Origin of the sequence: Salinisphaera sp. T5B8, assembly GCF_040361255.1 — a bacterium.
Classification (GTDB): Bacteria; Pseudomonadota; Gammaproteobacteria; order Nevskiales; family Salinisphaeraceae; genus Salinisphaera.
This window is the reverse complement of record NZ_APNG01000011.1, coordinates 148,315-156,430: the sequence shown is the minus strand read 5'-3', so window position 1 is coordinate 156,430 and position 8,116 is coordinate 148,315. Positions and strand designations below refer to the sequence as shown.

The following is an 8,116-nucleotide window of genomic DNA, read 5'->3' as shown; positions in this document are numbered from 1 at the left end:
GATGGGGAAAAGTACGCTAACTCACGCGTTTTCACACAGCCTGGGCCAGTAGCGGACGCAGCGCGCGTGGCAAGGCCGGCACCAGATAGCCGGCGGTCGCCATCACGCGGCTCATCGCCGGGCGACTACGTTCGACGCGCCCGTCGCGGGCACAGGCCACGATCAGCTCGGCGATCTGTTCGGGCGTACTCATTGCCTGCGAGAAGGTGATGTCGGACACCGAGTCGATATCGGACAGAATGAAATCGGTCGCGATCGGCCCCGGCGATACCACGCTCACGCTGACGCCGGTATCGTCCAGTTCCTCGGCCAGGGCATAGGTGAAAGCGCGCAGGCCGAACTTGGTGGCCGAATAGCTGGCACTGCCGGCCAGCGGCATATGCCCGGCAATCGAGGCCACATTGACAATGGCGCCGCCGTCGCCGGCCTGAAGCGCATCCAGGGCCAGACGCGAGAGCATCAATGGCGCGCGCAGATTGGTATCCACCATTTCGCCGATTTCGTCGGCGCTGCGCGTGGCCACCGGTCCGCGGTGATGGCAGCCGGCATTGTTGACCAGTACATCGAGCCGGCCGTGAACGGCCAGCGTTTCGTGTATGAGCTGCTCGCAGCCGGCGGCGGAGGATACGTCCGCCACGATGGGCGTGGCGCCGATATCGCGGGCAACGCGTTCGAGCTTTTCGGCGCCGCGGGCGGCCACGATGACCTGCGCGCCGGCCTCGGCAAAAGCGCGCGCCGCAGCTTCGCCCACCCCGGCCGAGGCGCCGGTAACCAGCACCACGGAGCCCGCTAACTGCTTGACTGTCATGGGCTTACTCCATCGGTTGCAACGGACGTTTGTGGGTCGGGCGTTCGAACCACTGGTCGAGCTTGTGGGCGGTACGCCGACGCACGTCGTCGTTGATGTATTGCGACAGGGCCACCACCGCCAGGGTCAGCGCCGACAGATCGTCGGTCAGCCCGAAGCCGAACAGCCAGTCCGGAATGGCATCCATCGGCAGGATGAAATAACCCAGCGCGCCGTAGGCGGTCACCCGTGCCCAGCGCGGGGTTTCCGGGCGCTGGGCGGCATAATGCAGCCAGAGCGCTTTTTCCAGCAGTTCGTAGCCGGCGCGCTTGGCCACCCGCGACACCTTGGTCCAGAAGCGCGTATTGGAATACTGGCCGGCATAATCGCGCACCTCGGCCGCATTCTGCGGGGCCTCGCTCGGTCGATGAACGGTTGGTAGGGGCATGGGTCACTCCCGGCGTACGGCGCCTTGGATGAGAACGATAGTGTCGAGCGTAGCGCATGCACGGCGACAGGCGTATCCGTATCGTTCGCCGGTCGCGTTTCGATCGCGTCGTCGTTGCGACGGCCTATCTCACGACGTAGGGCCTGTGGTCGCGGGATATGTCATCGCAACCTCAACCAATAACGATCGGTCGGCGGCCAAGCCACGGCAATCCGGCGTTATGGTTCATGGGTTGGCTCGCTAACGCGAAATAACTACGCGGCACTCGCGATGCCTTTGTCTTGCCGCGGCATGGTCGGCGATGCGGTGGCCTATCTCGCGACGACAGGCCCTAGATTGCCGGCAGAAAGCTATGTGCCTGCGCCTTGCGCCAGGCGTTTTCGTAGCGACCATCGCCGAGCCGGGTGAGCAGTTCGCCGGTTTCCAGAAACCGGTAGACCTGATCGGCGGTATGGATTTCCGAATCCATCGTGCGCCGGCACAGATGTTCCGGGCGCAGCTGGCCCGGATGATCGAGCCCGACGGTCGCCACCACTTCCTGCATCGCCGCGACCGTACGGCGATGGAAGTTGTAGACGCGCTCGCCCTTGTCGGGCACTACCACCGCGCGCTGGCGCCATTTGTTCTGGGTTGCCACGCCGGTGGGGCAGCGATCGGTATGACAGGATTCGGACTGCACACAGCCCACCGCGAACATGAAGCCGCGGGCGGAGTTGCACCAGTCCGCGCCCAGGGCCATGTTCGCGGCCATCTTGAAGCCCGAGGTGATCTTGCCGGAGGCGCCGATACGAATACGATCGCGCAGACCGGCGCCCACCAGCGTGTTGTGCACCCAGATCAGGCCCTCACGCAGCGGTGTGCCGACGTGATCGGCCAGTTCCAGCGGCGCCGCACCCGTGCCGCCTTCGGCGCCGTCGACGACAATGAAATCGGGCGTGATGCCGGTCTTGAGCATGGCCTTAGCCAACGACATGAACTGCCAGCCGTGGCCCACGCAGAGTTTGAAACCCACCGGTTTGCCGTTCGCGCCCTCGCGCAGATCGGCAATGAACTCCATCAGCTCGATGGGCGTGGAAAACGCCGAGTGCGCCGGTGGCGAGACACAGGTCTGGCCGACTTCGATACCGCGGGCTTCCGCGATTTCCGGGGTGACCTTGGAGCCCGGCAGTACGCCGCCGTGGCCGGGCTTGGCGCCCTGGCTGAGCTTGATCTCGATCATCTTGACCTGGTCGTCGTTGGCGACCTGTACATATTGATCGCGATCGAAACCGCCATCGGCACGCCGACAGCCGAAATAGCCGCTGCCGATTTCCCAGATCAGATCGCCACCGAATTCCTTGTGGTGGCGGCTGACCGAACCTTCGCCGGTATCGTGGGCGAAGCCGCCCTTGGCCGCGCCGAAGTTGAGTGCGCGAATGGCATTGGCCGACAGTGAGCCGAAGCTCATCGCCGAGATATTGAGCGTGGAGGCTTCATACGGCTGGGTGCACTGCGGTCCGCCCACACGCACGCGCGGCGGGGTTTCGCTCGGGGTTTTGGCCGCGATCGAATGCACCAGCCATTCATGGCCTTCGGCATAGACATTGTGCTCGGTGCCGAACGGGTCGGCATCGTTGACGTTCTTGGCGCGCTGGTACACCTGCGAACGATACTCGCGTGAAAACGGCGCGGCTTCGGTATCCGATTCCAGCAGATACTGGCGGATTTCCGGGCGGATCGCTTCGATCATCCAGCGAAAATGCGCCAGCAGCGGGTAATTGCGCAAAAGCGCGTGTTCGCGCTGGAAGAAATCGTGCAGGCCCATGCCCAGAAACGCGACGCTGATCAGAAAGAACAGGCCGAAATAACGCGGCATGCCGAGGGTCAGGTAACCGAAGCCCACGGTGGCGGCGATACAGGCGATTAAGGCGATATAGCGCATGGGGTCAATCTAGGTGGTGATTCATTTCTGGCAGACCGGGCAGAAAAACGTGCTGCGTTGACCGATTACTTCGCGACGAATCGGCCCGCATCCGCGCGGGCAGGGCTGGCCGGCCTTGCCATACGCGGCCAGGCGTAGCTGGAAATAGCCGGTATCGCCGTCGACACCGATATAGTCGCGCAATGTCGTACCGCCGGCCACGATTGCGTCGGCAAGCACCTGTCGAATCGCGCTGGCCAGCGCATGGTAACGCGTGCGCCCGATACGTCCGGCCGGCCGGCGCGGATGAATACGTGCGGCGTGCAGGGCTTCGCAGGCATAGATGTTGCCCACGCCGACCACCGTGGCGCTATCCATGATGAATGTCTTGACCGGCGCGCGCCGTCCGCGCGAGCGCGTATACAGCCAGTCGCCGTCGAAGGCCTCGCCCAGTGGTTCCGGGCCGAGATTCGCCAGCAACGCGAATCGTTCGGGCGGGCCGTCGAGCCAGAACAGCGAGCCGAAGCGCCGGGCATCGTTGAAGCGCACGGTCCAGTCGTTATCGAGCACGATATCGACATGGTCGTGGGTAGCCACCGGGGTGTCGGCGGGCACGATACGCAGACGCCCGGACATGCCCAGATGCAGGCAGATGTGGCCGGTCTCGGCCTCGAACAGCAGATATTTCGCCCGTCGATGCACGGTGCGAATGGTCTGGCCGGGCAGGACTTCGGCCAGCGCTTCGGATACCGGCCAGCGCAGCTGCGGCTGGCGCACGATGACCGTGCGCACGCGCTGACCGCGCACATGCGGCTCGATCCCCGCACGCGTGGTTTCGACTTCGGGCAATTCGGGCATCGCGCCATTCTGCCACGGTCTTCGAGCCAGACCGCATTTGGCCAACATCGCCGGCCGAGGGGCGCGGTCTAGTCTGGCATCGATGTAGTGCCTGCGGCGCCGTCGTCTGCCGGGGTCAGCGGGATCGCCGAGGGTTGCAGGCTGCGTGCGCGCCCCGCGCCGAGTGTGTCCGGGTGCTGCATATCCAGCAGCGGCGCGGCCAGATGCGCAGCAAAGTGGTAGTCGATACCGCGTCCGGCATCGCGCAGGATGAGTTCCGGCTCGCGTTCGATCACATCCAGGTGGCGGATACGGTCGTCGCCGTAGCGCAGGGTCACACGAGCAATGCGCGCGCGTGAGGCATCGACGGGCTCGAGCGATAGTGCTCTGCTGTGGCGCCAGGCATCGATCGTGGCCTGGGCATAATCGGCCCCGAGATCTGCCTTGGCCGGGGCCACCTGCCAGCCGCCGGTATCGCTCCGGGTCAGCGTCAGCCGAGGCAATATGAGTTCGCTCAGATCGGCATCGTCGGCCAGCAGCGTGGGCGATACCCAGTTGCGCCAGTTCGCGGGCAGCCGCGCCAGGCGCTCGGCCTCGACCAGCAGCAGGGCATGCGGCGTGGCGACATAACGGCTGGCCGGCGTCGGTCCTTCATTGCCCACGGCAATCGGGGCTTGGCCGTTGAAGCGCACCACCAGCGCCGGCTCATCGAGCCCGGTGGTCTTGTCGTCGATCGCGCCGCGCTCGTAGCGCTGCGTGGGCGTTGCATCGGCCAGGGCCAGCATGGCTTCGAGCGGCGCGGTATCGGCCGGGGCGGCGATGGGCTCACGCATTTGCCAGCTGTGGCCGGCACCGCGGCGCTCGAGTTGCACGATGGCATCGGGCAGATGCACTTCGATGGCGGTGATCGCAGCGGCGGGCAGGGCACTGACCGTTTCCGGCGGCGCGGGTGTGGGTTTGCGCAGCAGCCACAGGGTGAGCCCGAGTACCGCGATGCCCAGAATGAGCGCGCTATTGAAAATCAGTCGCTTGCGATTCATCGCGATGTTAGCGCCGTCGCCGGCGCTGCCAGCGCCAGAGGCCGAAGCCCAGTAACACGAAGGGCAGAATCAGCACATACACCCACCAGAAGCCGCGAATCTGTGCCGGGCTGAGTTGCAGGCGCGTATCCGGGGCCTTGGCGACATCGACCGCGATCTGGGCGTCGCGAAAACCCAGCCACTGAAACAGGGCGAGCGCGAGCGGGCGGTTGCCGAGCCGGTCGAGATGGCCATTGGTCATGAAGTCGCTATCGGCGACCACGGCCACGCGCTGGGCGAACTGGCCGGCATCGGTGTTCACGGCCCGGGTCAGCGCGATGCCGATATCCAGCGGGCCGCGGGTATCGCCCTGATCGGGCTCGAAGGTCAGGCTTTGCTGGCCATCCAGCGGACCGGTTTCCAGCCAGCTGCGCGTACTCGAACGCAAAAAGGTCTGGGCCTGCCAGTCGTTGTCGGGTGCGTCATCCGCGCGCGCCAGTGCGCCTGCGTAGGGGAATAGACCGATCTGGGTGAGGTTGTCGGTGATCGGCGTATTCGGATAGTTGGCAACCAGGGCGATCGCGGGATGGCCCGTGCCCAGTTCGCGAAAATCCGGGTAGATCAGGGTGCCGGGCAGCCAGCGCAAACCCAGATCGCGCGCCAGCGGTTCCAAGCCGTAGCGCGGGCCGGGATCGTCGGCCCAGAGCAGGGCGCCGCCGCGGGCGACGTAGTCGCGCAGCATGCGCACTTCGCCGGGCAGCAGCGCGCGCTGGGGGCTTGCGATGACCACGATCGCGGCGTTGTCGGGAATGGCCGCGGCCTCGGCAATATTCAGGCTGCGCGTAGTCAGGCCCTGGGCATCGAGGGCGGCGGCGAGTTCGCTATAGCCGCCATTGGACGTGTCCGACGGCGAGCGCTCGCCGTGACCGGATAGAAAGACGACCCATTGATTCTTGGCTACCGAGAGCTTCTGCAGGGCGTTGGTCACGCTCTTTTCGCTGAAATCGGTCACCGTCTGGCTGCGCCCCTGATAGCGGATCTGGAGCGCACCCTGATCGCCGATGCCCAGTGCGCGCACCTGCTGCGGATCGCGTGCGGGGTCGACGAATTCCAGCGTCACGCGCGAACTGGCGCGCGTATAACGGGCCAGGCGTTCGCGTACTTCGGCACGGCGCGGGCCGGGATAGATATAGGCCACAAACGAAATCGGCCCGGCGTCGAGCGCGTCGAGCACCTGCTGGCTGGCGCTCGACAGCGAATTGCGATTGCCGGCCGTCCAGTCGGCACTCACAGAAAAGCGCTGGCTGAGCGCGCCGGCCAGAAGTGCGGCGATTACGATCAGCACGCAGGTCAGGGCATGGCTGGCACGCATCAGTGACGATCCATATCGAGGCGCACCACGGTCAGGGCGAGAAAACACAGGGTGAAGATCACGAAATACAGCACATCGGCGCTCGAAAACACGCCGCGCAGCAGCGCATCGTGGTGGCCGATCAGCGACAGCGCATGGGCGATGTCGCCCACCGCCAGCGTGGTGCCGAGCACGACCGGCTGCCAGTCGAAGGTGGAGACCGCATAGCACAGCCACAACAGCATGAGCAGGCCCAGCGTGGCGACCGCGGCCAGCGTCGGCTCGCGGGTGAGCGAGGATACGAACAGCCCGAGCGCGGCGAACGACGCCATGACCAGCCACTGGCCGACCAGCCCGGCACACAGCAGACCGAAATCCAGCGGCGTGAACAGCGCCAGCGACAACGGCATGGCCGCGATGAGTACGAACATCAGGCTCAGATACCCCATCAGCGCCGCGAACTTGCCGCCCACGATCGCCCACAGTTGCGCGGGCGCGGCCAGCATGAGATCGAGATTGCCGCTTTTACGTTCCTCGGCAAAAGCGCGCATGGTCAGCAGTGGTACCACCAGCAGCAGCAGCACGGTGGCAAACCGGAACACACCGCCGCCGACGATCGCGGAAATACCGTCGTATTCGCCCACCGTCTGCGGGTTGAGGCTGATATCGGTCAACGACAGGGCGAACAGAATACCCAGCAGCAGCTGGGTGACGGCGAGCAGCGTCCAGGCCAGCGGCGAGACGAACAGGCGCTTGAGTTCGTGGGCGGCGATCGCGCGTAGGGCATTCATGCGGCATGCTCCGGCGTGTCCCGGGTGAGCTCGCGAAAACGGCTTTCCAGATCGGGCGCGTGGCTGCGCATTTCCAGCAACTGCCAGCCGTGATGAACGGCCGTTTCGGCCAGCGCGCCGCGGATATCGCGTCCGGCCTCGGCGACGATACGCCAACGCCCGTCGCCGATCATCGCGACCGACTGGACGCCGGGCAGGGCAGACAGTGTGTCGGTATCCGGGCCCGAGCGCAGCGTGATGTCGATCACCGCCGGCGCATGGGCCTGTATGCCCGGGCGTTCGTCGAGCACGATCCGGCCGTGATGCAGAATCACCACCCGCGCGGCCACCGCCTCGATTTCCGAAAGAATATGGCTGGACACGATCACGCTGTGGCGGGCCGCCAGGCGCGCCACCAGTTCGCGGATACCGCGCAGCTGGTTGGGGTCGAGCCCGGCGGTGGGTTCGTCGAAGATCAGCACATCCGGGCGATGCACGATCGCCTGGGCGATACCCACGCGCTGCTGATAGCCCTTGGACAGATTGCCGATCAGGCGCTTGCCGACATCTTCGAGCCCGCAATCGCTTTTCGCCTGTTCGATTGCGGCACGGCGATCGGCACGCGCGATCGCGTGCAATCGCGCACAAAAGCCCAGATATTCATCAACGGTAAGTTCGCCGTAGACCGGCGGATGTTCGGGCAGATAGCCCAGATGACGTTTGGCCTGGAGTGGTTCGCGCGCCATGTCGAAGCCGGCGATCTCGACCTGCCCCGCGCCCGGGGCGAGGGTCCCGGCCAGCATGCGCAAGGTGGTCGATTTGCCAGCGCCGTTGGGCCCGAGCAGGCCCAGCACTTCGCCGCGCGCAAGCGACAGATCCACGCCGTCGACGGCCCGCCGGCCTGCATAATCGCGAACCAGGCCTTGCGCTCGGAGCTTCAAATCGCTTTCCATGATCGTTCCCGGTACCACGTCCTCCGGTACTGCCGCCCACTGGGCAGCACC

At 65.5% G+C, this 8,116-nt stretch carries 8 protein-coding genes; all 8 read right to left on the bottom strand.

The genetic code is table 11. From position 1 onward, the window contains the following. Positions 1-31: 31 nt before the first annotated feature. Complete coding sequence (locus T5B8_RS11665) at positions 32-808, bottom strand: SDR family NAD(P)-dependent oxidoreductase (protein ID WP_353178913.1); 777 nt, start codon at positions 806-808, stop codon at positions 32-34. Between the two features lie 4 nt (positions 809-812). Continuing rightward, complete coding sequence (locus T5B8_RS11660; protein ID WP_353178911.1) at positions 813-1,235, bottom strand: YkvA family protein; 423 nt, start codon at positions 1,233-1,235, stop codon at positions 813-815. 331 nt (positions 1,236-1,566) lie between these two features. Beyond that, complete coding sequence (locus tag T5B8_RS11655; protein WP_353178909.1) at positions 1,567-3,156, bottom strand: FMN-binding glutamate synthase family protein; 1,590 nt, start codon at positions 3,154-3,156, stop codon at positions 1,567-1,569. A 21-nt stretch (positions 3,157-3,177) separates the two neighbouring features. Continuing rightward, positions 3,178-3,993 (bottom strand): bifunctional DNA-formamidopyrimidine glycosylase/DNA-(apurinic or apyrimidinic site) lyase, encoded by an 816-nt coding sequence (gene mutM / locus T5B8_RS11650; protein ID WP_353178907.1) that lies wholly within the window; start codon positions 3,991-3,993, stop codon positions 3,178-3,180. Between the two features lie 68 nt (positions 3,994-4,061). After that, positions 4,062-5,012: a DUF4340 domain-containing protein gene (locus T5B8_RS11645; protein ID WP_353178905.1), complete on the bottom strand. Its 951-nt coding sequence runs from the start codon at positions 5,010-5,012 to the stop codon at positions 4,062-4,064. 7 nt (positions 5,013-5,019) lie between these two features. Beyond that, on the bottom strand, positions 5,020-6,363 hold the full coding sequence (locus T5B8_RS11640) for a GldG family protein (protein ID WP_353178903.1): 1,344 nt from the start codon (positions 6,361-6,363) through the stop codon (positions 5,020-5,022). Next, positions 6,363-7,133, bottom strand: coding sequence for an ABC transporter permease (locus T5B8_RS11635; RefSeq protein ID WP_353178901.1), 771 nt, complete (start codon positions 7,131-7,133; stop codon positions 6,363-6,365). The genes T5B8_RS11640 and T5B8_RS11635 overlap by 1 nt, the downstream gene beginning before the upstream one ends. Further along, positions 7,130-8,065, bottom strand: a complete 936-nt coding sequence (locus tag T5B8_RS11630) for an ABC transporter ATP-binding protein (protein WP_353178900.1) — start codon at positions 8,063-8,065, stop codon at positions 7,130-7,132. The genes T5B8_RS11635 and T5B8_RS11630 overlap by 4 nt, the downstream gene beginning before the upstream one ends. Positions 8,066-8,116 lie beyond the last annotated feature (51 nt).